Source organism: Kitasatospora sp. NPDC101447 (assembly GCF_044767225.1).
In the GTDB taxonomy this organism is placed as follows: domain Bacteria; phylum Actinomycetota; class Actinomycetes; order Streptomycetales; family Streptomycetaceae; genus Kitasatospora.
Genome location: NZ_JBIWNL010000037.1, coordinates 50,191 through 70,599, shown reverse-complemented (window position 1 = coordinate 70,599; position 20,409 = coordinate 50,191). Strand labels below are relative to the sequence as shown.

Here is a 20,409-nt window from a genome sequence, read left to right as displayed (position 1 = left end):
CAGGTGGACGGTATATGCCGTCGGGCGATATATGTGGACCATGACAGAACGCTCCATGCAGGAGCCGACACTGCTTCTGCTCACCGCGCTCGCCGATGCCCCGAGGCACGGCTACGCGCTCATCCAGGAGATCGCCGTGATCTCGGAGGGCCGGGTCAAGATGCGCACCGGCACGCTCTACGGAGCGCTCGACCGGCTGCTGGGCCAGGGCCTGATCGAGGTCGCCGCCGAGGAGGTGGTGGACGGCCGTGCCCGGCGCACCTACGCGCTGACGGACGCCGGCCGCGGTGCGCTGGCCGCCGAGGCCGCGCGGCTGCGGGCGGTGGCCACCGAGGCGGAACGCCGGCTCGCCGCGCTCCGCTCGGTGCTGAAGGGGAAGTCGGGGCCCGAGGGGCGGGCCCTGGGGGGAGGGGGTCTCGCATGACCACGCCGACGATCGGAGCGCCCCCGGCCGCGCTGAGGGCCGCGCTCCAGCTGTTCCCGGCCGGCTACCGGCGGGTGAACGGCGACGAGATGGTGGCGGTCTTCGCCGACGCCACGGCGGAGGCGGACCGCTCGGCCGTCGCCCGGGAGGTGTTCGACCTGGCCGCGTACGGGCTGCGGGTGCGGCTCGGGCTGACCGGCTCCTCGGTGATCGGGCGCGTGCTCGCGCTGGCCGCCCCGATGGTCGCGGGTGCGCTGGCCGGCTCCGGGCTGGTGCCCTGGGTCGCCGACCCGGACCGGGCCACGTTCCAGCTGACCTGGGACCGCTCGTACACCTCGTACGCCATGACCTTCGCGCCGGCGGTGGCCGCGATGCTGCTGGGTGTGGCGGCGGTGCTGGGGCGCTGGACGGCCGTGCGGGTCATCGCGCTGGTGCAGGCGGTGCTCGGGTTGTCCGTGCTGGCCCAGGCGTTCGGCGGGCCGGGGTTCATCGACTGGTGGTGGATGGGGTACGTCGGCATGGCGACCCTGCCGGCCGCGCTCGCCGCGGTGCTGCTGTTCGCGGCGCCGACGGAACTGCTGCCGCGGCCGACCTGGCGCACCCGGGGGACGGTGCTGGGCGCGGTGGCCGGGGGCGGGCTGCTGGTGGCGCTCCAGCGCTGGGACGACACCACCTTCCCGCTGGACCAGCAGTGGTTCGTGGTGCTGCTGATGGTGCCGCTGCTGCTGACCTTCACCGCGTTGCGCGGGCGGGAGCTGCCGGCCGCGGTGGGCGTCGCGGTGCTGTCGCTGACGACGTTCGCGAGCCTGTTCAACATCTGGCGGGAGTCGGGCGGGATCCCGCACCTGCTGCCGATCGCGCTGCCGGTGCTGGCTCTGCTGGTGATCGTCGCGATGGCGATGCGCCGGACCGGGCGGGGCGGCGCGGGCGGTCCGGGGGCCGGCGGCGACGCCGGTCAGGAGCGCGCCGCGGCGTGACCCCGGGTCCGGGGCGGTCTCGTCGGGTCCGGTGGGGTGTGGCAGGCTGTCGATATGTCTAGACCAATTTTCGAAGTCATCGCGCTGACGCCCCAGGACGCCCAGGCCGCCGAGTCGGGCGGCGCCGACCGGCTCGAACTGGTCACCGACATGGCCGCCGACGGGCTCACCCCGGCCGTCGAGGACTTCGCCCGGATCCGGGCCGCCGTCGGCATCCCGCTGCGCGTCATGCTCCGGATCCGGGACGGCTTCGCCCCCGGAGACCTGGACGGGCTGTGCGCCCGGGCCGCCGAGCTGCGGGCCGAGGGCGCCGAGGAGTTCGTCTTCGGCTTCCTCGACGCCGACGGCGCCGTCGACCTGGCCGCCACCGCGGCCGTCGCCGAGGCGGTGGCCGGCTGCCGCTGGACCTTCCACCGGGCGATCGACCACAGCGCCGACCGGGCCGCCCTGCGGGCCGCCGTCGGCGCGCTGCCCGGGCTGGACACCTTCCTCACCTCGGGAGCCGCCGCCGGGGTGGACGCCGGGCACGGGGTGCTCTCGGCCGAGCTGGCCCGGGCGGGCGAGCCCGGCCACCGGCAGCGGATCCTGATCGGCGGCGGCCTGCGGGCCGAGCACCTCGCGGAGCTGCGGGCCGAGGGCTTCGACGCCTTCCACGTCGGCGGCGCGGTGCGGGTCGACGGCTGGCACACGCCGGTGGACGCGGCCAAGGTCGCCGAGTGGCGGGCCCGGATCGACGGCTGAGCGTGGAAGCGCCGACAGCCGGGCGGCCGGAGCCCGTCGCACGGAGAAGGGGGCCGGGCCGCTCGCGGCCCGGCCCTTCTCCGCGTCGTCAGCGGAGCCGGTCCGGCAGCGGCTCGGCGTGCAGGACCGTCAGCCCGGAGACGGCGCGGGTCAGCGCCACGTACAGCCGCCGCAGGCCGGACCGCTCGTCGGGCTCGCCGGCGATCACCGCGGCGGGCTCGTCCAGCACCACGTAGTCGTACTCCAGACCCTTGGCCAGCGAGGCCGGCACGAGGGTCAGCCGGGCCTCGGCGCTGGTCTCGGTGCCGGGGGAGAGGTGCGGCAGGCCGGCCGCGGCCAGCGCCTCGGCGAGCAGCGGGATCCTGGCGTCGGCGGCGATCAGGCCGGTCGAGCCCTCGCGCTCCAGGGCCTCCCGGCAGGCGGCGACGACCGCCTCCGGCAGCTCCCCGTCCGGGACGTGGCGGATCGCCAGCGAGCCGGGCGCCTCGCGGACCGAGGTGGCCGGGGCCAGGCCCGGGGCGATCTCCGGGAGCAGCCGGGAGGCGTACGCGATGACCTCCTCCGGCACCCGGAAGCCCTTGGTCAGCTCCTCGATGTGCGCCTCCGGCTTGCCCAGGTGGTGCAGCGCGTCCGGCCAACTCTCCGTCGCCCAGGGGGTGGTGCCCTGGGCGAGGTCGCCGAGGACGGTGGCCGAGCCGGTGGTGCAGCGGCGGCCGACCGCGCGGTACTGCATCGGGGAGAGGTCCTGCGCCTCGTCCAGCACGACGTGGCCGAGCGAGGGTGTGCGCTGCACCAGGTCGGTGGCCTCGTCCACCAGGACGGCGTCGGCCGGAGTCCAGCGGGCGGTCTTCACCGAGCGGCCGGGCTTGGGCCACAGCACCGCCTGCTGCTCCTCGGGCGTCAGCACACCCTCGGCGCACTCGGCCAGGAACGCCGGCTCGGAGAGCAGCCGCAGCACCAGCTTCGCCGGGTCGACGGCGGGCCAGCACTCCTTGACCACCGCCTTGACCGCGCCGTTGCGCGCCACCGCGTCCTGCACCCGGTCGTCCGGGGCCTCGCCGCCCTGCTCCATCTTCAGCAGCACGGCGTGCGCGATGCGCTGCGGCAGGGCGTCGCGGGCGGCGCCGTAACGCACCTCGCGGCCCTTCAACTCCTCGATGATCTCGGTGAGTTCGTACACCGGGACGCGCCAGCGGCGGGAGCCGCGGATCACCACGCAGGGCTCGGTGGGCAGCGTGATGCCGGCCCGCACCGCCCGGCGCAGCACCTCGGCCATCCGGGCGTCGCCCTTCAGCCGGGCCGCCTCCGGGGTGTCCTCGCCGCGCACCTCGACGTGTCCGACCAGCTGCTGCACGGTGGCCTGGGCGACGTCCAGCTCGCCGAGGGCCGGGAGGACCTGCTCGATGTAGGAGAGGAAGGCGTTGTTCGGCCCGATCACCAGGGTGCCGGTCCGGGCCAGGCGCTCGCGGTGCGCGTACAGCAGGTAGGCGACGCGGTGCAGGCCGACGGCGGTCTTCCCGGTGCCCGGCGCTCCCTGGACGCAGATGGTGCCCGTGACGTCGGAGCGGACGATCTCGTCCTGCTCGGGCTGGATGGTGGCGACGATGTCGCGCATCGGGCCGACGCGGGGCTTCTCGATCTCGGCGGCGAGCAGGGCGGAGGAGGTCTCCTCCTCGGCCGGGTCGGTGAGGTGCTCGTCCTCGTAGGCGGTGAGCTCGCCGCCGGTGTAGCCGAAGCGGCGGCGGCGCTCGACGTCCATCGGATCGGTGCGGGTGGCCCGGTAGAACGGCTGGGAGACCGGCGCGCGCCAGTCGATCACCATCGGGTCGCCGTCGGCGTCGTGGACGTGGCGGCGGCCGATGTAGAAGTTCTCTCCGCCGCCGCCCTCGCTCAGCTCCTCGCTGATCGCGTGCAGGTAGTCGAGGCGGCCGAAGAACAGCGGGGTGTGGGAGAGGTCGGCCAGGGCGGCGATCCTGGCCTCGATCTGGTTCTGCAGGACGACGGCGGACACCCAGGTGCCGGTCACGTCGCGCAGGTCCAGGGACTCGACGTCCTCGCGCATCGCTCGCAGCGCTGCGCGGGACGACGCCAGGTGGTCGCGTTCGCGCTGGAGGGGGTCGGTGGTGGGGGTGGCGGGCACAGCGAACCTTCCCGGCTGCCCCGGTGGCGGGCGCAGCGGATCGATGGAGCTCACGGTGGGGTACAGCCGACCGGTTGCCGAACGGTCGACGCCTCCCCCGGCTGCCTGCGGGACTTCAGCAGGTACCACGGTTCGGGAGGGGGCAGACGGACGATCCTAGACCCGTCCGGTCCGGGGTTCCAGCCGGGCAGGTCTCGGGGTTGTCCCTACCCCGGCCCCGGGGTCGCCCGTACACCCGGAGGACGACCTCCGTCCCGGCGGGTACGGCCTTTGGAGTGATGCCCTCGGCCGGTCGGGTGCCTACCGTTGAAGACATGAGCACCCAGAACCGCACCTCCCGTTCGGGCCCGGCCGGCGCGACCGCCGTCCAGGGCCGCCACCGCAATCCGCTGAGCACCGCCGTCCGCAACGTCGGCATCGCCCTGGACACCGCCGCGCGCGTGATCTTCCTCGGGCGCGACGGTGTCCGCTACTGAGTCGTCCGCAGCCGGGCCGTCCGCTGGTGGGCCGTCCGCAGCCGGGCCGTCCGGCTACAGCACGTCGTCCGCGTCGATGATCCGGTACGCGTAGCCCTGCTCGGCCAGGAAGCGCTGCCGGTGGGCGGCGAAGTCCTGGTCCACGGTGTCCCGGGCGACCACCGAGTAGAAGTGGGCCGCGTGGCCGTCCGCCTTGGGGCGCAGCACGCGGCCGAGCCGCTGGGCCTCCTCCTGGCGGGAGCCGAAGGTCCCGGAGACCTGGATGGCCACCGTGGCCTCGGGCAGGTCGATCGAGAAGTTCGCGACCTTGGAGACCACCAGGACGCCGATCTCCTTGTTCCGGAAGGCGTCGAAGAGCTTCTCGCGCTGGGCGTTGCTGGTCTCGCCCTTGATCACCGGGGCGTCCAGGGCCTCGCCGAGCTCGTCCAGCTGGTCGATGTACTGGCCGATGATCAGCGTCTGGTCCTTCTCGTGCTTCCTGACCAGCGCCTCCACCACCCGCCGCTTGGTCGCCGTGGTGGCGCAGAAGCGGTAGCGCTCCTCCGGCTCGGCGGTCGCGTAGGCGAGCCGCTCGGAGTCGGTCAGGGTGACGCGGACCTCGCAGCAGTCGGCGGGCGCGATGTAGCCCTGCGCCTCGATCTCCTTCCACGGCGCGTCGAAGCGCTTGGGGCCGATCAGGCTGAACACGTCGCCCTCGCGGCCGTCCTCGCGCACCAGCGTGGCGGTCAGGCCGAGCCGGCGGCGGGCCTGCAGGTCGGCGGTGAACTTGAACACCGGGGCGGGCAGCAGGTGCACCTCGTCGTAGACCACCAGGCCCCAGTTGCGGGCGTCGAAGAGCTCCAGGTGCGCGTAGACGCCCTTCTTCTTGGTGGTCATCACCTGGTAGGTGGCGATGGTGACCGGGCGGATCTCCTTCCTGGTGCCGCTGTACTCGCCGATCTCGTCCTCGGTGAGCGAGGTGCGCTTGACCAGCTCGTGCTTCCACTGGCGGGCCGAGACGGTGTTGGTGACCAGGATCAGCGTGGTCGACTTGGCCTCGGCCATCGCGGCCGCGCCGACCAGCGTCTTGCCGGCGCCGCAGGGCAGCACGACGACGCCGGAGCCGCCGTGCCAGAAGCCCTCGACGGCCTGCGCCTGGTAGGGGCGCAGCTGCCAGCCGTCCTCCTCCAGGTCGATCGGGTGCGCCTCGCCGTCCACGTACCCGGCGAAGTCCTCGGCGGGCCAGCCGAGCTTGAGCAGCACCTGCTTGATCTGCCCGCGCTCGGAGGGGTGCACCACTACGGTGTCCGGGTCGACCCGGGCGCCGACCAGCGGGGCGATCTTCTTGGAGCGCAGCACCTCCTCCAGCACCGGCCGGTCGGTGGTGGCGAGGACCAGTCCGTGCGTCGGGTGCTTGAGCAGCTGGAGCCGGCCGTAGCGGCCCATGGTGTCGGCCACGTCCACCAGCAGCGCGTGCGGCACCGGGTAGCGCGAGTACGTCACCAGGGCGTCCACCACCTGCTCGGCGTCGTGGCCGGCCGCGCGCGCGTTCCACAGCCCGAGCGGGGTCACCCGGTACGTGTGCACGTGCTCGGGCGCCCGCTCCAGCTCGGCGAACGGTGCGATGGCGCGGCGGCAGTCGGCGGCCTTGGGGTGGTCGATCTCCAGGAGAAGAGTTTTGTCGCTCTGGACGATGAGCGGTCCGTCGTTCACGCGGGGGAGCCCTCCACTGGCTGACAGGGTGGATTGACGCAGACCCTCCAGTGTCGCGCATTCCGCCGGGAACGTGGACGGGCTACTTCCATTCGAACAGGACGGACTTGCCGTTGCCCTGGGGATCGTTGTCGAACTCGAACAGGCCGACCAGGTCGTTGAGGCGCAGGAACGCGTCGGCGGTGCTCTCGAAGAAGATGCTGCCGCGCCAGCTGACCGCGCCGCCCTCGGTGAAGTGCCCGATGCCGCTGCCGTGCCAGCTGTACGTCTCGCCCTTGTCCGTCATGCCGACACCCTGGCCCTCGCCGAACAGCGAGCCGTCGGGCCGCAGCTCGGACTCGTAGCTGACGAACTCCCGGACCTGGTGGCCGAGCAGCTGCCCGGTGCCGGTCATCGAGACCTCCAGCGCGGGACCGCCGACCGTGGCGAGGACCCGTCGGCCGGTTTCCGTGGTGGTGAGCTCCGCTATCCGATCGCCGAGCATGATGCCTCCTTCCGGAATCCCCCACTCCAGACTGCGCCCGCACCGGGGGCCCGGCAACGCTACGAGTGACCACCGTGCGTACTCGCTCGTTGAGCTGGTCATGAAGAAGTCGAAGCGCGTTCTCACCGCCCTCGCCCTGATGGGCACAGCCTTCGCCGCCACCGCCTCCTCGGCCGGTTCCGCCCACGCCCTCGCGGGCATCGGCGAGGGGCCCGGCGGCCTGCTCGCGGCGCCGGGCTTCCTGCTCGCCGACACCGTCACCGGGGGTGAACTGCCGGTCGGGCAGGGGCAGATCGGCAGCCTGGCAGACCAGGCCGTCAAGGAGAAGATGAAGGAGTCGCAGGGGCACTGACGCGCCGTCGCCCCCGTCCCCGCACGGCGGTCCGCAGACGGCCGGCGGCTACTCCTGGAGCTCGGCGACGCCGGTGATGCGGTGCAGGGCGAAGGTGCGCAGTTCGTCGGCGTGGTGGTCGAAGGCGGTGACGAAGCCGCCTTCGACCTTGACCGGGTCGATGATGCGCTGGCTGGCGATGCCCTCGGCGTTGAGGTAGCCGATCCACATCCGCTCGCCGAGGAGGACGGCCGTCTGGAGGGCGGCCAGGGTCTCGGCGGCGGCCGTGCGGGGGAGCCGGAGCGGGTCGGGCGTGGGCTCGCGGCGGGCGGCGGTGGCGGCGCGGTCACCGGCCCGGATGGCCTTGATGGCGGCGGCGAGCAGGGTGTCGTCGGGGGTGGGCGGGCCGTCGGGGACGGGTGCGGGCGCCGTCCGGGGCGGGGTGCGGTGGCTGTCCGGGCGGGTGATCAGCACGTCGCCCTCGGCGGATTCGGCGGCCGGCGCGTAGCCCATGGTGCGCAGCGCGGCGAGCAGGACGTCCGGGGCGGCCTGGGAGGCGAGGACGGTGGGGGCGAGCAGCCGCAGCCGCAGGTCGGCGGAGCGGCGGTCGGCGAGCACCTCGTTCAGCAGGGACGGGTCGTCGCAGCGCAGGTAGGAGGAGGCGGCGCCGACCCGCAGGATGCCGTGCCGGCGGGCGACGTCGTCGATCAGGTACGCGAGCGGCTGCGGGACGGGTGTCCGGCTGTGCTGCTCCAGGAAGGCGCGCAGGTCGGCGGCGGTGCGTCCGGCGTCCAGGGCGCGGCGGACGGACGCCGGGGTGAAGCGGTAGACGGTGGCGCCGCCCTTGGACTCGATGTCGGCGCAGAGGGCGAGAGCGTGGGCGAGCGGGGTGAGCAGCGGGCCGGGGGCGATCGCGGTGAGGTCCGGCTGGAGGATCACGTGGTCCAGCGGCTGCGGGAGCAGCGGGGCGAGCACCTCGGCCGGGTCGGCCTCGGCGGTGAGCAGGGCGCGGGCGGGGGCGGCGAGGGCGCCGCGGCCGGTGACGCCGAGCAGTTCGGCCTCGTCGAGGGTCCAGGCGGTGAGGTCGTCGCGCAGCTCGCGGCCGTCCTGGCCGGTCGGGCCCCCGCGCAGCGGGCGCTGCCAGCGCAGGGTGGGCAGCAGGTCCTCGGCGGTGGCCGGGGTGCCGGGCGGGAGTTCGGCGAGCAGCGCGAGGGCGGCGCGGCGGACGGCCGGGGCGAGGGTGCGGTCGAGTTCGGGGCCGAGGGCGGCGCGCGCCTTGCCCTTGCCGTCCGGGCTGCCGGCGAGGGCGGGGACGCGGGTGGCGGCGAGCCAGGCGGTGGCGAGGACGGACCAGCGTTCGGCGGTGTCGAGCTGCAGCCAGGTGTCGTAGCCGGGGGTCGGGGCCCAGCGTTCGTCCACCTCGCCGTCGGGTGCCAGCAGGCCCGCGGTGTAGGCGAGTTCGAGCCAGAAGGCGGCCTGCTGCTCGGTGGTCTCCAGGGCCTGGGCGGCGCGTTTGAGGTCGCGCACGCCGAGGCCGCCGGCCCGCAGGGTGAGCGGCGGGGTGAGGCCCCAGCCGTCCAGCAGCTCCTCGACGGTCTTGACGGCGGTGTGGGCCTGGCCGGCCGCGGCGCCGTCCACAGCCTGTGGATCGCGCGGGGCGGCGGCGGGCGCGGGCTCCGGCTGGACCGGTTCGACGGTGCGGTGGGTGCGGCCGCCGCGCAGGTGCAGGGCGAGTTCGCGGGGCAGCACGACGCTGCCGGGGCTGGTGGGCAGCAGCAGGCCGCGGGCGAGCAGCCACTCGACGGGGCTCTGCGCGTCCTCGGCGGTGACCGGGCGCGCGGCGTCCGGGACGGTGCCGGTGGGCGGGCCCCAGACCAGCCGGTCGAGCAGCCGCAGCGCGGGCTCGGGGGCGGTGTCCAGCAGCGCGGCGCAGCGGGTGCGGTCGGTGAGCAGCTCGGTGAGCGCGGCGACGGCGGTGACCGGGTCCGCGGTGGCGGGCCGGCCGGCCGAGGCGAGCAGCTGCTGCAGCCTGGCCGGGGAGGTGCCGGCGGTGGCGTCGGCGAGGGTCGGGCCGAGCCCGGTGCGGCCGGGGTTGGCGGCGGTCGGCGCGAGCGCCTCGCGGACGGCGAGGACCAGTCGCAGGCCGTTGTCCGGGCCCCAGAGCAGTGCCCGGTCGCGCAGGGTGGCGATCGCGCGGGGCAGGGCGGCGGCGACGGCGGACCGGTCGGCCGGGGTGAGCGGGGTCGCGCCGGGGTGCGGCTTGACCTTGGCCGGGCCGGTCAGCAGGAAGCGGACGGTGGTCACGGAGGTGCCGTCGGGGGTGGTGGCCAGTGCCTCGGCGACCTGCAGGGTGAAGCGGTCCAGTCGCTCCAGGGCGCGCAGTGCGGAGGCGCGCGAGGAGAGCCGGGCGGACAGCTGGGTGAGGTCGCCGGGGACGGGGTTCAGCAGGTCGGGGCGGGAGCGGAGCAGGGCGGCGAGCGCGTCGTCGGGACGGGCGCGCAGCTCCTCGGCGAGGGTGCGCGGGCCGGTGGTGGACCTGCCCCGGCGTTGGGGGCCCTGCTGTGTGGTCATTCGACCTAGGTTAGTCGGGCGGGCCGACGGCGTGGTGTCCCGCGCACCGCCGGACCGGCGGCCGCTCCGCCCCGGCGGCCGGACTCGCGTGGGCGGGGGCGGGGTGGGTAGCGTCACGCCGAGGGCGGTTCGGTGGGCGGCCGCGCTCTCCAAGGGCGGGCCGGGCGAGGCGGGGTGTCGGAGATGACGGACGGCGAGTGGTGGCGCAAGAGCGGGCCGTGGAGCGAGCGCCCGGCCGGGGGCGCGGAGGACCGGACCGCACCGGGCGGTGCCGTTCCGGGCGCCGGGGCGGGCGTACCGGCCGCCGCGGGCGCCCCGTCCGTGCCGCCTGCGCCGTCGGTGCCGCCCGTGCCCGCGTCGGATCCTGACAGCGTGTACGACCCCCCGGCGCCGAGTGCGGCCGGGATCCCGTCCGTCCCGCTGAACCCGCCGGACGCGGTCGAGGCCGAGCGGCGGGCGTCCGCGATCCCGCCGCCGACGGTGAGCAGCACCGGCCCGTGGACCATGACGGTGTTCGACTTCTCGGACGGGCCGGAGCCCGCGCCGGGGCCGCTCCCCGGGCAGCGTGCGCCGGAACCGGCCGACGGGTCTGCCGAGGCCGGGGCCGCGGCGCAGCCGGCGGGGCCCGGGGCGGACCCGAAGGCGGCGCGGCGGGCGGGGAAGCTGCGCCTGACCAAGGGCAAGGCGGCTCCGCAGGCCGCCGTCGGCGCGCCCGGGGCTCCCGCGGGCGGGAAGGGCGCGGGGAAGGCGGCCGGGAAGGGCGCGGGGAAGGGTGCCGGAAAGGGGGCGGCGGGCAAGGACGCGGGTGCCCGCAAGGCGTCCCCGCTGATCCTGCTCTCCAGTGCCCTGCTGGTCGGCGGCGCCGTCACCGGCTTCTTCCCGGTCATGCTGGCCGGCTGGGGCCTGGGCTACCTGTCCCGCCAACTCTCGGACCTGATGCGCAAGTTCGTGATCCTCGGCATTCCGCTGATCACGATGAGCGCGACCACCCTGTACAGCATGCAGCACGCCAAGCAGGGCGGTGCCCAGGGCGGCGGCGGTCTGCAGTCGGGCTCCCCGCTGGGCCAGATCAGCTGGTCGTCGGCCCCGAACGTGCTGCGGCTGTCGGCCGTGATCTCCGCGGTGGTCCTGCTGCTGGTCGGCATGCGCCGCCGGCCGCCGCAGCAGCAGGGCTGAGGCGCCGGCGGTCACCGGGGCCGTCGGCCGGCGGCGGGGCGCGGTCGGCGGGGCGCGGTCGGCGGGGTCGGTGCGCAGCCGTGGGCGGTCAGCCGTCGGCGAGGTGGACGAGGCGGCGGAAGGTGTCCGGGTCGCCGAGGTGGTCGGTGATCCAGCGGGCGACGGTGGCGCGGGCGGCGGTGCCGGCGCGGGGGAGCGGCCGGTCGTAGGAGACCAGGGGGCGGGCGGACGGCGGCCCGTCCTTGAGCATCGGCACGCGGACGACCGTCCAGTCGACGTCCGACTCGGCGAGCACCTCCTCCATCCGGGCCAGGTCGTGGTGGATCTCCCGGTACAAGCGGTCGACCACGAGCCTGGTCACCACCCGTTGGGCGAGCGGGAGCCGGCTGGGGTCCAGGCCCGCCGAGCCCATGGTCACCAGGTGCGCGGCGCCGCCGGCCCGGACGGCGGCGGTCAGGGCCCGGGCGCCGTCGGAGAAGACGGTGGTGGCCCGGCGGCCGGTGGTGCCGAGGGCGGCGACGACGACGTCCTGGCCGTCCAGCGGTGCCAGCAGCGACGCGGGTTCGTGGACGTCGGCGGCCGCGGTGCGCGGGGTGCCGTGCGCGAACTCCGGTAGCCGGGCGGGGGTGCGCGCGACGGCGGTGACGGTGTGTCCGGCCGCCAGGGCGAGGTCGACCACCAGGCGGCCGGTACGGCCGGTGGCGCCCACGACTGCGATCCTCATCGGTTCCTCCTTGTGATCGCGGGGCTCCCCGCGAGCCCGTGCGGCCCCGGCGGTTCGCCCTTGCGATTCATTCAGACGGACTGTATGAATGAATCAAGTGAACCACAGCACACCGTGAGAGCAAGCCCCGAGTGCAAGCCCGAAGGAGCGATGGGACATGGGAGTTCGACAGGCGCGGTACCCCGACCTGGACGGCCGGGTCGTCGTGATCACCGGCGGCAGCCGCGGCATCGGCGCGGAGACCGCCCGGGCCTTCGCCCGTCAGGGCTCGGCCGTGGCCGTCCTCGGCCGGGACGAGGCGGCGCTGGCGGAAGTGGCCGCGGAACTGCGGGCGGAGGGCGCCAGGGCGCTCGGACTGGTCGCCGACTGCACCGACCCGGCGGCGCTCGACGCCGCCGCGGCCCGGATCGAGCGGGAGCTCGGCCCGGTCGACGTTCTGGCCGCGTTCGCCGGCGGCGACGGCTACCCCGTACCGACCGTCCGCGAGACCGAGGAGCACTGGCGGGCCGTCGTGGACGGCAACCTCACCGCCACCTTCCTCACCGTCCGGGCCTTCCTGCCCGGCTTCTCGGCCCGGCGCAGCGGTTCGATCGTCACCATGGCCTCGACGGCGGGCCGACTGCCCAGCGGGGCGTCCGCCGCGTACGCCGCGGCCAAGGCGGGGGTGCTGATGTTCACCCGCCACCTGGCGCTGGAGGTCGCCGGCGAGGGCGTACGGGTCAACGCGGTCGCGCCCGGGGCCGTCCGCACCGAGCGGACCGCGGCCCGGATGCCGCTGGAGGTCCAGGCCACGGTCGCCGCCGCGCACCCGCTGGGCCGCCTCGGCGAGCCGGAGGACCTGGCCGCCGCCACGCTGTTCCTGGCCTCCGACGCCTCGTCCTGGATCACCGGGCAGACCCTGGACGTCAGCGGCGGCCGGGTCATCGTGTGAGTGCCGGGGCGTCCCGGCGCGGGTGAACCGGCCGGCGACCCCGCCGGTTCGCGCGATACTGCCAGTTCACGCGGAACCTCCGGTTCACGCGGACGGCACACGCGGAACGAGTGGAGGCGAGCGGGATGAGCCCCCGGTCCTACCGGATGGGACAGCGGCAGGCGGAGGTCGACGAGACCCGGGCCCGGATCGTCGCGGCCGCCCGGGTGCACCTGGCGGAGACCGGCGGGCTCTCGCTGGACGCGGTCGCCCGCCGCGCGGACGTCGCCCGGGCCACCGTGTACTACCAGTTCGGCTCCAAGACGGGCCTGCTGGAGGCGGTCTGCGACGCCCTCGCCGAGCAGGGCGGCATGGCCCGGCTGGCCGAGGCGTTCACCCTGGCCGACCCGTGGGTGGCGGTGGACCGCTTCGTCGAGGTGATGGGCGGCTTCTGGGCGTTCGACCGGGTCTGCACCCGCCGGCTGCGCGCCCTCGCCGCCCTCGACGACGAGGTCGGCCGGGTCATCGCCGACCGCGACGCCCGGCGCCGGGAGGGCGCCGCGGTCCTGACCGGCCGCCTTCCCGCCGCCCCGCCGGACGCGGCCGGCCTGCTGTTCGTCCTGACCGCCTTCGAGACCTACGACGCCCTGGCGGCGGAGGTGGAGCCGACCGCGGGGGACGGGCCGGCCGCGGCCGTTCCCGCCGTCACCCGCCTGGTCCGCGCCGCCCTCGGCGGGCCGGGGGCGGTGGCGGGGTAGGGGGACGCCGGGTTAGGGGGGGCGGCGGGGCATGGCGCGGCGCGGCATGGCGCCGGGCCTCAGCGCAGCGGGAGCGCCTTGACGCCGGAGAGCACCGGGACGAGCTGGTACCGACCGTCCCCGGCACCGCAGGCGGGCTTGGTGTCGGGGGTGTCGGAGATGTTCGTCCCGGCCTTGAACCGGCCGTCCCCGCTCGGGGCGAAGGTCGTGAAGTGGTCGTGGTAGTCGGCGTAGTAGTACATGCACTGGTGCAGGTTCAGGTACCGCCCGGCGGTCAGGTCCAGGGGCGTGGCGCTCGACAGCAGGGGGATGGGCAGGTCGGTGCCTCCTCCGCCGCAATTCGGTGCGGTGTCACGGGTGTTGGAGACATTGGTGCCGGCGACGAACTTGACGTCGGTGGTCCCGACCGTCGTGGTGAGGTGGTCCTTGTCGTAGTCGCTCCAGAAGACGCACTGGTGCAGGTTGAGGTAGCGGCCGGCCGTCAGGTCGTAGCCCTCGGCGGCCGTGTAGACGTCGGGCGTGTAGTTGCCGTCCCCCGGGCCGCACACGGCGGCGGAGACCGGGGTGTCGGAGACGTCCGTTCCGGCCTTGAAGCGCCCGTCCAGGCTCGGGACGAGGGTGGTGATGAGATCGAAGCTGTCCGGCAGGAACGGGCCGGCGTAGACGCACTGGTGCAGGTTCAGGTACCGGCCCGCCGGGGGCGGCGGTGCGGTGCCGGCGGTGGCGGCCGGAACCGGGCCGACCAGGGCGGCGACGGTCAGGACGGCGGCGGCGAGCGCGGCGGGGGAGCGTGGGGACAGGCGCATTGGGGGACTCTCCGTGGTGCGGTGCGGCCGCCCGGGACGAGCGGCCGTCACGCACGAGGCTTCCCGCCCGCCCGGTGCTCCCGGCCGGAGCGCGGCAGATTCACCTGAACGACCGTCCGCTCCCCCTCCCCGTGTTGACGCGGAGGGTCAACTGGCCTGCCCGGCAGCCGTGCTGAGGATTACGGCGAGGACGGCGGCGGGGTCGTCGGTCGGCAGGGCGTGGCCCGCACCCGGAACCAGGGTGACCCGGGCGTCCGGGACGAGGTGGTGCAGCCGGGCGGCGGCCTCCCGGGCGTCGTGCAGGGCGCTGCGCTCGCCGAGCAGGAAGTGCGCGGGGCCGTGGAGGCGGCCGAGTTCCTCGTCGGTGAGGGTGGTGGCCGGCGGCAGCCGGCGGCGGAAGCCCAGGGAGGCGCGCATCAGGGCCATCAGCTCGGTCTCCAGGATCGCACTGTTGCCGACCAGTGCCGCCAGTCGGGGCCGGAGCGGGCGCGGGGCCAACGCGGCGAGGCCGCCGGCGATGAGCCAGGCGTAGAAGCGGCGGCCGGGGTCGGCCAGGCCCGCCGGGTCGACCAGGGTGAGGGTGGCGGTCCGCCCGGGGTGGTGGATCCGGTGGTTGAGGGCGATCCAGCCGCCGTAGGAACAGCCGACCAGGTGGACGGCCGGCAGGTCGAGCCCGGCGAGGAGGTCCTCCAACCAGGCGGCGGCGTCGCGCCCGTCCCGGACGGGGGCGCTCTGCACGCTGGCGCCGGGTTCGCCGACGGTGTCCACGGCGATGACGGGGTGCCGGCGGGCGAGGTCGTCGAGGTGGCCGTGCCACATCAGCGCGTTGCCGCCCGAGCCGGGCAGCAGGACGATCGGCTGCCCCTCGGCGGGGCCGGTGCGGTGCACCCGGGTGGTGCCGAAGCCGGTGGGGACGTCGAGCGACGTCCGGGGGCCCGGCCACAGTCGGGTCAGCGCGCGCTCGTAGGCGGTGCGGAAGCGGGCTTCGGCCTTGCCGTTGCTGAACTCGCTGATTCGCATGATACATGTGTATCACATGCATGATACGGGTGTACCAGAAGAAGGGCCCCGACCGTCGGGCCCCGCCACGGAGGTCGGAGCATGACCGCGAAGGTCGACCACGAAGAGCGTCGGCGGCAGATCGCCGAGGCCCTGCTGCGCATCGCCGACACCGAGGGCCTGCAGTCGGCCAGCATGCGGGCGGTCGCGGCGGAGGCCGGCGTCTCGCTGCGGCTCGTGCAGTACTACTTCACGACCAAGGAGGGCCTGCTGCTCGACGCCCTGACCAGGCTCGGCGCCCAGCTCCAGGCCCGGATGGAGCGGTGGATCGGCGAGGCGCGCGCACCGCGCGAGGTCGTCACCGCGATCCTGTCCTGCATCCTGCCGACGGACGCCGAGAGCCGCCGGATCACCAGGACGTACGCCGCGTACTACACGCTGGTGCTCAACGACCCCGCGGTGCTGGAGAAGCAGGCCGCGCAGCCGCCGGCCCTGCTGGAGGGATTCCTCGCCAAGCAGCTCCGCGCGGCGCAGGAGGCCGGGCAGATCGACGCCCGCCGGGACACCGCGGTGTCCGCGGCCGGACTGCTGGCCATGGTCAACGGCCTCGGATCCAGCGTCCTGGGCGGGCAGCGCGGCGGCGAGGAGGCGCTGGCGGTCCTGAGGTACCACCTGGACGAGCTGTTCCGGACGCCGTGAGACACGATCGGGTCGGCCACGGCGGACGGACTGCCGGGCCGTCAGCGGACCTCTATACACTCGCGTACGACCGTGGGATGGGAGTCGTGAATGTATGTAAATAAGCTGGCCATGAGCGGCATCCGAGGGTTCGACGGTCGACGGAAATTCGAACTCGACTTCTCTCGGCCGGACGGGAGCCACGCGGGCTGGACAGTCCTGGCCGGGCGCAACGGATCAGGCAAGACGACGATTCTTCGGGCGATCGCGATCGGCCTCATCGGACAGCGGTTGGCGTCGCAGGTGGAGGACTCGCTGGAAGGATGGCTCTCCGAGAACCGGAAGCAGGGAAGCATCCGGCTCGAAGTGTCGAACGACTCGCTGTGGGACGCCGGATATCCGGACGACACGGTCGATGCGATCGAGATGGCCTGGAGGACCGGGCCCGTGAAGCGCAAGGGCGGTGAGCGCATCCTTCCCCGTGGGATCAGGGATCGGCTCCCGATCGAGATCAGTGAGCGCTTCGAGTCCGAATTCGAGGAGCGCCGGTCGTTCGCGCGCGTTTCCTTCAAGGCGTCCGCCGCACTGGAAGAGGTCCTCTGGTCCGGTGCGGGGTATCCAGGATGGTTCCTTGCCGGATACGGCCCATTTCGCCGTTTGACCGGGGGAAACGAGGAGGACGACCGGGCCTCCCGGCATGCCGAGGAGGTCGGTTTCCGCAGAATCCCCGACTACGCGAACAAGCTGTTCGCCGTCCGAACCCTGTTCAACGAGCGTGACTCGCTTTCCGAAGCGGTCAGCTGGCTCATCCGCCTCCACATGCAACGACTTGAGGACCTGCAGCGCGGCGAGAAGAAGAGCGGATCGACGGACCTCCTGGAGTCGATCTTCGCGCTGCTCCAGGACGGGCTCCTGCCGGACCACTACAAGGTCTCCCGGGTCGACCTCCAGGGGCTCTGGATCACCAACGAGGAGACCGGCAGGTCCACCCCGCTCCGGCAGATGAGCGACGGATACCGGACGGTCGTCGCGCTGGTGCTCGACATCATCCGGCGCATGTTCGCCGCGTACCCCTATCCGGACCTTCACCGGGTCGTGTACGAGAACGACACCCCCACCCTCCGCCACCCCGGGGTGGTGCTGATCGACGAGGTGGACGCGCACCTGCACGTGTCGTGGCAGCAGCGCATCGGCGCATGGCTGAAGGCGCACTTCCCCCAGGTGCAGTTCATCGTCACGACCCACAGCCCCTACATCTGCCAGGCCGCCGACGAGAACGGACTCATCAGACTGCCCGGCCCCGGCGAGACGAGTCCACCGAGCATCGTCGAACCCGGCCTGTACCGAAGGGTGGTGTACGGCACCGGCGACGATGCGGTCATCTCGGACCTCTTCGGACTGGACACCCCGTACTCCGCCAAGGCCCGTGACATCCGGAGGAGCCTGGTGGAGCTGGAGACGAAGCTCGTCACCGGCCGGGCGACGGAGGAGGAACTGGTCCTTCTCCGGGAGCTCAAAACGCGTCTCGCGAGCTCTCCGGTGACGCGCGTCGACGAGATCTCGGCGAGGCTGCTCGGAGAGTCCGGCGGCGGTGACCGGTGATTCCGGTGCGTCGGTTAGAGCTGCCCGGTGCGGTGGAGCTGAGGCTCGGCGTGCTGACCAGGGAGGTCACGGCGACCACCGGTTCCGTCGAGCAGGTCAGGACCGCCAACCTGGCATGGAAGCGGAAGACCTTCAGAAGGGACGCGTACGCGCCCGCACTCGGCAGGCTCAAGGAGATGGCGCCGGGGCATGACTGCTGCATGTACTGCGGCCAGAACCTGGCGGATCACATAGACCACTACGTGCCGATCAATGTCGATCCGCTGCAGGCCTTCTCGTGGTTGAACTACCTCCTGGCCTGCAGTACGTGCAACAGCAGGTTCAAGAAGGGGGCGCACGCGGTCGACGACACGGGGATCCCCATGCTCGTCAACCCGACGGTCGAGGACCCGTTCGTCCACCTCCACCTGGTCCTGGACACGGGCGAGTACTGCGGTCTGAGCCCCCGAGGCGAGTACACCGTCAGCACGTGCGGACTCAACGCCGACAAACGCCCCGAGGCCCGCCGCCACGCACGGAACGTGATGTCCCTCGCCCTTGAGCGGTGGTGGACCGCCCGGGACCGCGGGCTCCCCGACGAGATGTCCCACGCACTGAGCGTGATCCGTGACCAGCCCTTCGCCGGAGTGTTCCAGGCGATGCTGAGGCAAGCCGTGAGAAGCGAAGCCGACCTGCTCTTCGCCGGGATCCGCGACAACGCCCGGTTGCTGGACATCCTGCGCTCGCCCGGTGTGCAGAACGAACTGCGGATGTCCGTCTAGGACACCCGCCGGCCCCGCGCGCCGACGAGCGCGAGGGGCCGGCGGGGGCGCGGCCGGTGCGGGCCGGTGCGGGCCGGTGCGTGGCGCCTACAGGTGCTTGGCCAGCGCCCGGTGGATGCGCTGCCAGGCGTCCTCGGTGGCCGCGGCGTCGTGCCCGTCGGCGCGGTCGGCCGCGAAGCCGTGCCCGGCGCCCGGGTAGGTGACCAGCTCGTGGACGACCCCGGCCTCGGTGAGCTTCTCCTCGACCGCCTGCCACTCGGCGAGCGGCAGGATGTGGTCCTGGTCGCCGTTGAAGCCCAGCAGGAACACGCCGTTGGCGGCGATGCGGTCGGCGGTCTCCAGCGGCGGGACCGGGCCGACCAGCGGGAAACCGGAGTTGAGCATCCAGCCCGGGTAGAACACGGCGGCCAGCTCGAAGCGCAGCTCGGTGGCCGCGCGGACGGCGATGTGGCCGCCCATGCTCGTGCCGAGGAAGGCCACCCCGTGGCCGTCCGCCGCCCCGCGCGCCGCGGCCAGCGCGTCGGCGGCGTCGGCCACCAGCTGGTCGCGGTCCAGGGCGCGCATCAGGACGAGACCGGCCTCGCGCTCCTCGGCGCTGTAGCCGAGTTCGGTGCGGCGGGCGCTGCGCCAGTAGAAGTCCGGTGCCAGCGCGACGTACCCGAGGGCGGCCAGCTCGGCGCAGATCCCGCGGACGTAGGCGTTGACCCCGTACAGCTCGGAGCAGACCACGACCGCGCCGCGGACCTGGCCCTCCGGGTGGTGGACGTAGGCCTCGATGCCGCCCGGCGTCCCGATCTCCTGCCAGTGACCCGTCATCAGTTCCCCCGTGGTGCAGGTCGGATGGTTTCGGCGGACATCGTAGACGGTCGCCGCGGCGGGGGCCGCCCCCCTCGCCGGGCGGGGGTTAACACCCGTACGGGACGGGTGCTTTCCCCGTTCTCCGGGCCACCCCGCCGAACCAGACTCGGGGCCATGCCCACACAGCCCGTGACGATGACCGTCGCCCCCGCCCCGCAGGCCGAGAGCGCCGGCAGCGACTTCGCCCGACTGAGCCGCCGGATGGCCGCCGAGGGCCTGCTCGACCGGCGCCCCGGCTACTACGCCGTGCGCTCGGCCCTGGTGCTCGCCGCGTTCCTCGGCGGCTGGTGTGCCCTGTTCGCGCTGGGCGACACCTGGTGGCAGCTCGGCCTGGCGGCGGCGATGTCCGTCGTGTTCGCCCAGGTCGCCCTGATGTCGCACGATCTGGCGCACCGTCAGGTGTTCAGTCGCCGGTTGCCGAGCGAGATCGGCGGCCGGATCGCCGCCAACCTGCTGATGGGCATGAGCTACGGCTGGTGGATGAACAAGCACACCCGCCACCACGCCAACCCGAACCACGAGGAGCGGGACCCGGACGTCTCTCCCGACCTCCTGGTGTGGTCCCAGCAGCAGGCCCGGCAGGCGAGCGGGATCGCCCGGTTCATCGGGCGCCGACAGGCGTTCCTGTTCGTCCCGCTGCTCCTGCTGGAGGGCCTCAACCTCAGCTTCAACAGCTTCCGCGCGCTGCGCAGCCCGACGATGAAGCGGCCGGTGCTGGAGGGTGTGCTGCTGGTCGTGCACTTCGCGGCGTACTTCGGGCTGGTGTTCGCGGCGCTGCCGGCGGGCAAGGCGATCGCGTTCCTCGCCGTGCACCAGGCGCTGCTCGGGGTGTACCTGGGCGCGGTCTTCGCCCCGAACCACAAGGGCATGCTGATGGTGACGCCGGAGATGAAGCTGGACTTCCTGCGCCGCCAGGTGCTCACCTCGCGCAACGTGCGCGGTGGCGTGGTCATCGACGCGGTGATGGGCGGCCTGAACTACCAGGTGGAGCACCACCTGTTCCCCAGCATGCCGACCCCCGCGCTCGGGCGGGCCGCCCGGATCACCCGGGAGTTCTGCGCGGAGGAGGGGATCCCGTACTACGAGACGGGCCTGCTGCGGTCGTACCGCGAGATCTTCGCGCACCTGCACCGGACGGGGGAGCCGATCCGCTTCGGCGAGTGAGTGCTCAGGGTCGAGGGACGGGAGTGGGGGGGGGGGGGGGGGGGGGGGGCACCCCCCCCCCCCCCCCCCGCCGCCGCCCCCGCCCCGGGGGGGGGGGGCACAAAAAAAAGCCCGAGGGGGCGGCGGGGTGGGGGCAG

20 protein-coding genes are annotated in these 20,409 nt (G+C 73.9%); 12 read left to right on the top strand and 8 right to left on the bottom strand.

The genetic code is table 11. The features are described 5' to 3' along the window. Window positions 1–40 precede the first annotated feature (40 nt). Genes ACIRST_RS34525 through ACIRST_RS34515 form a run of 3 tightly spaced genes read left to right on the top strand, consistent with a single transcriptional unit; the run spans window position 41 to window position 2,142 of the window. Window positions 41–424, top strand: coding sequence for a PadR family transcriptional regulator (locus tag ACIRST_RS34525; RefSeq protein WP_402807451.1), 384 nt, complete (start codon window positions 41–43; stop codon window positions 422–424). Beyond that, complete coding sequence (locus ACIRST_RS34520; protein WP_402807449.1) at window positions 421–1,401, top strand: hypothetical protein; 981 nt, start codon at window positions 421–423, stop codon at window positions 1,399–1,401. Before ACIRST_RS34525 ends, ACIRST_RS34520 begins: the two co-directional genes overlap by 4 nt. A gap of 54 nt (window positions 1,402–1,455) precedes the next feature. Further along, window positions 1,456–2,142 (top strand): copper homeostasis protein CutC, encoded by a 687-nt coding sequence (locus ACIRST_RS34515; RefSeq protein WP_402807447.1) that lies wholly within the window; start codon window positions 1,456–1,458, stop codon window positions 2,140–2,142. A gap of 88 nt (window positions 2,143–2,230) precedes the next feature. Here the strand turns inward: ACIRST_RS34515 and ACIRST_RS34510 are convergent, their stop codons facing one another. Next, on the bottom strand, window positions 2,231–4,282 hold the full coding sequence (locus ACIRST_RS34510; RefSeq protein WP_402807445.1) for a HelD family protein: 2,052 nt from the start codon (window positions 4,280–4,282) through the stop codon (window positions 2,231–2,233). 314 nt (window positions 4,283–4,596) lie between these two features. Between ACIRST_RS34510 and ACIRST_RS34505 the strand changes: the two genes are divergently transcribed. Continuing rightward, window positions 4,597–4,758, top strand: a complete 162-nt coding sequence (locus ACIRST_RS34505; protein ID WP_350525159.1) for a hypothetical protein — start codon at window positions 4,597–4,599, stop codon at window positions 4,756–4,758. 54 nt (window positions 4,759–4,812) lie between these two features. On the opposite strand, the gene ACIRST_RS34500 is transcribed toward ACIRST_RS34505, so the two are convergent. Together ACIRST_RS34500 and ACIRST_RS34495 are read right to left on the bottom strand one after the other, a co-directional pair. Next, entirely contained in the window at window positions 4,813–6,450 is a 1,638-nt protein-coding gene (locus ACIRST_RS34500; protein WP_350525158.1) for a DNA repair helicase XPB, read from the bottom strand. An 82-nt stretch (window positions 6,451–6,532) separates the two neighbouring features. Next, on the bottom strand, window positions 6,533–6,934 hold the full coding sequence (locus ACIRST_RS34495; RefSeq protein ID WP_350525157.1) for a hypothetical protein: 402 nt from the start codon (window positions 6,932–6,934) through the stop codon (window positions 6,533–6,535). A gap of 100 nt (window positions 6,935–7,034) precedes the next feature. Between ACIRST_RS34495 and ACIRST_RS34490 the strand changes: the two genes are divergently transcribed. Next, window positions 7,035–7,286, top strand: a complete 252-nt coding sequence (locus ACIRST_RS34490; protein WP_030235101.1) for a hypothetical protein — start codon at window positions 7,035–7,037, stop codon at window positions 7,284–7,286. Between the two features lie 48 nt (window positions 7,287–7,334). Here the strand turns inward: ACIRST_RS34490 and ACIRST_RS34485 are convergent, their stop codons facing one another. After that, complete coding sequence (locus ACIRST_RS34485) at window positions 7,335–9,836, bottom strand: helicase-associated domain-containing protein (protein WP_402807440.1); 2,502 nt, start codon at window positions 9,834–9,836, stop codon at window positions 7,335–7,337. Window positions 9,837–10,019: 183 nt separating this feature from the next. Between ACIRST_RS34485 and ACIRST_RS34480 the strand changes: the two genes are divergently transcribed. Further along, the gene (locus ACIRST_RS34480; RefSeq protein ID WP_402807438.1) at window positions 10,020–11,012 is read left to right on the top strand and encodes a hypothetical protein; all 993 of its coding nucleotides are present in this window, start codon (window positions 10,020–10,022) and stop codon (window positions 11,010–11,012) included. Window positions 11,013–11,100: 88 nt separating this feature from the next. On the opposite strand, the gene ACIRST_RS34475 is transcribed toward ACIRST_RS34480, so the two are convergent. Next, window positions 11,101–11,736, bottom strand: coding sequence for an NAD(P)-dependent oxidoreductase (locus ACIRST_RS34475; RefSeq protein ID WP_402807435.1), 636 nt, complete (start codon window positions 11,734–11,736; stop codon window positions 11,101–11,103). 157 nt (window positions 11,737–11,893) lie between these two features. Between ACIRST_RS34475 and ACIRST_RS34470 the strand changes: the two genes are divergently transcribed. Together ACIRST_RS34470 and ACIRST_RS34465 are read left to right on the top strand one after the other, a co-directional pair. Continuing rightward, complete coding sequence (locus ACIRST_RS34470) at window positions 11,894–12,667, top strand: SDR family NAD(P)-dependent oxidoreductase (RefSeq protein WP_396549363.1); 774 nt, start codon at window positions 11,894–11,896, stop codon at window positions 12,665–12,667. A gap of 125 nt (window positions 12,668–12,792) precedes the next feature. Continuing rightward, complete coding sequence (locus ACIRST_RS34465; RefSeq protein ID WP_402807433.1) at window positions 12,793–13,404, top strand: TetR/AcrR family transcriptional regulator; 612 nt, start codon at window positions 12,793–12,795, stop codon at window positions 13,402–13,404. Window positions 13,405–13,463: 59 nt separating this feature from the next. Here ACIRST_RS34465 and ACIRST_RS34460 read toward each other — a convergent pair whose 3' ends face one another. Continuing rightward, on the bottom strand, window positions 13,464–14,210 hold the full coding sequence (locus tag ACIRST_RS34460) for a hypothetical protein (RefSeq protein WP_402807431.1): 747 nt from the start codon (window positions 14,208–14,210) through the stop codon (window positions 13,464–13,466). A 147-nt stretch (window positions 14,211–14,357) separates the two neighbouring features. Next, window positions 14,358–15,230 carry an alpha/beta fold hydrolase gene (locus ACIRST_RS34455; protein ID WP_350525150.1) on the bottom strand — a complete coding sequence of 291 codons (873 nt, stop codon included), beginning with the start codon at window positions 15,228–15,230 and terminating at the stop codon, window positions 14,358–14,360. A gap of 81 nt (window positions 15,231–15,311) precedes the next feature. Between ACIRST_RS34455 and ACIRST_RS34450 the strand changes: the two genes are divergently transcribed. From ACIRST_RS34450 to ACIRST_RS34440, 3 genes are all read left to right on the top strand, one after another. Further along, window positions 15,312–15,908 carry a TetR/AcrR family transcriptional regulator gene (locus tag ACIRST_RS34450; protein WP_402807428.1) on the top strand — a complete coding sequence of 199 codons (597 nt, stop codon included), beginning with the start codon at window positions 15,312–15,314 and terminating at the stop codon, window positions 15,906–15,908. 111 nt (window positions 15,909–16,019) lie between these two features. Then, window positions 16,020–17,489, top strand: a complete 1,470-nt coding sequence (locus tag ACIRST_RS34445) for an AAA family ATPase (RefSeq protein ID WP_402807426.1) — start codon at window positions 16,020–16,022, stop codon at window positions 17,487–17,489. Window positions 17,490–17,494: 5 nt separating this feature from the next. Next, the gene (locus ACIRST_RS34440) at window positions 17,495–18,250 is read left to right on the top strand and encodes an HNH endonuclease (protein WP_402807423.1); all 756 of its coding nucleotides are present in this window, start codon (window positions 17,495–17,497) and stop codon (window positions 18,248–18,250) included. An 87-nt stretch (window positions 18,251–18,337) separates the two neighbouring features. Here ACIRST_RS34440 and ACIRST_RS34435 read toward each other — a convergent pair whose 3' ends face one another. Continuing rightward, a complete protein-coding gene (locus ACIRST_RS34435) occupies window positions 18,338–19,066 on the bottom strand; it encodes a dienelactone hydrolase family protein (protein ID WP_350525146.1) in 729 nt (242 codons plus the stop codon). Between the two features lie 156 nt (window positions 19,067–19,222). Here ACIRST_RS34435 and ACIRST_RS34430 point away from each other — a divergent pair, with 156 nt between their 5' ends. Next, entirely contained in the window at window positions 19,223–20,272 is a 1,050-nt protein-coding gene (locus ACIRST_RS34430) for a fatty acid desaturase family protein (RefSeq protein ID WP_402807420.1), read from the top strand. The last annotated feature ends 137 nt before the right edge of the window (window positions 20,273–20,409 follow it).